Genomic DNA, 1849 nt, shown 5'->3' on the forward strand with positions numbered 1-1849 from the left:
AAGAGCTTCAAGAGGCTGTTGACGAAGCTGTAGCTTTTGATGGTGTGCCTCTGACAGATAGAGAAAAAGAACTTTATAAACATTTGCTCCGTGAAACATGGGAAGAAGAGCATGGCAGGGGGTAAAATATATGTCAGTTATAAAGGAGTTGCTTTCAGAACTCGCACTAAAAATAAAATACTATAATCCTTCAGATTACCCTCATCTTAAAGATGGAATGAAATTTAATATTAGAGGAACAGCTTATATTTTTATTGATATATTCAATAGTGAAAAGGTAACTCAGAATATATTACTTCACGAAATAGGGCACGTTTCCTTTGGACATAGACATCTTGATTGTCGTTCTTCTGGTTGGGACAGAAGGCAGGAAAGAGAAGCCGACCGCTATATGATTGAACATAGAGCCGATGAATGGCTTGCTCAGTTCGATTGGGAACCGGATGTTATTGATTATGATAAATTTATTGAATATTTTGAGTTAGAAAAACGTCATTATGGATTGGTTGTTGAGGTGTTTGATGAAATAATCGGTCAACCTCAACTAGATAGCCACTGTTTATAGTAAGGGATGAAAAATGGATTACACAGAATTTAGAAAATATGTTGAAGAAAATATTCGTGCTCAAGGTAAATTTTTAGAAAAAGCTACAATATACCTATTAGACAAAAACGCTAGTAGACAATCATCCGCAAAATGGCCTGATTCTCGAATTGAGAAAGAAGCTAACAAGATGTGGGATATGAACATAAGCGGCGCTTTCACAAACGTGGCAGAAGGAATTAAAAATGCAGAAAACAAGCCTCGCTTTCACAGTCACGAAGAGCAAGTAGATTACTGGATAAACTTCATGAATGAGTATGAGTTTTTAGAAAACTTTACTGACGGTATCGATGATATGGAATTTGAATAAATAAAACTTTGATACTATTGCTTTCTCCTTAATCATGTCTTGCCCGACAATAGAACAGGAGAAAAAAATGAATATTAAAGAAGTCAAAAAAAAAGACGGTACAACCGTCTATAAAGTAAATGTCTATCTTGGTGTAGATAGCCTAACAGGTAAGCAAGTACGCACTACGGTTACAGCCAAGAACCGTAAAACGTGCGAAAACAAAGCTCACCAAGCTATGAATAAGTTTATCAAAAATGGCTCTACTGTTGCAAGAGAAAAAGTTTCATTTGACAATTTTAACGCCTTAGCCACTAGTTGGTTTGATTCTTATAAATTGACAGTTAAAGCAAACACTATCAGAATCAATAGTAATTTTTTAAAAAATTATATTTTGCCAGCACTCGGAAACTATAAAGTTGAGAAAATTACAACTGTACTATTGCAAAATATTGTTAATGACTGGGCTAGAAATGCCAATACTGCTGAAATAGTTAACGGTAATCGTGAAAAGGGAAAAAGTAAAGATTATAAATTGTTGCTCAATATCATCAAACGCATTCTTGATTATGGTATGCAATTAGGTGTTATTTCAGACAATCCAGCTATAAAAGTATTTTCTCCAAAACTCAAGACAAGAACAGTCAAAAAAATAAAGTATTTTAACAATGATGAACTCAAACGCTTCTTGGATTACCTTGACTCGTTACAATCAACCACAGCAAACATAAAAAGCACTACTCTATACAAGCTTTTACTTGCTACTGGTTTGCGTATCTGTGAGGCTTTAGCCTTATCATGGTCTGATATTGATTTTGTCAATAATACCGTTAGTGTATCTAAGACACTCATACAATACAGCAATGAGATACAAGACAGTGCAAAAACAAAAGAAAGCAATCGTTTAGTTTCTGTAGATAGCGAGACAATTTCAATGTTGAAAGAGTGGAAAAAAC

Annotated in this window: 3 protein-coding genes; all 3 read left to right on the plus strand. The window is 34.4% G+C overall.

Translation table 11 applies throughout. The features are described from left to right. Positions 1 to 97 precede the first annotated feature (97 nt). Positions 98 to 565, plus strand: a complete 468-nt coding sequence (locus AB0N14_RS39970; protein ID WP_366030586.1) for a hypothetical protein — start codon at positions 98 to 100, stop codon at positions 563 to 565. 13 nt (positions 566 to 578) lie between these two features. Continuing rightward, a complete protein-coding gene (locus AB0N14_RS39975) occupies positions 579 to 914 on the plus strand; it encodes a hypothetical protein (RefSeq protein ID WP_366030587.1) in 336 nt (111 codons plus the stop codon). A gap of 67 nt (positions 915 to 981) precedes the next feature. Beyond that, the coding region (locus tag AB0N14_RS39980; RefSeq protein ID WP_366030589.1) for a site-specific integrase at positions 982 to 1849 on the plus strand (868 nt) is incomplete at its 3' end.

The organism is Streptomyces sp. NPDC051104, from assembly GCF_040682835.1.
GTDB lineage: Bacteria > Actinomycetota > Actinomycetes > Streptomycetales > Streptomycetaceae > Streptomyces > Streptomyces cynarae.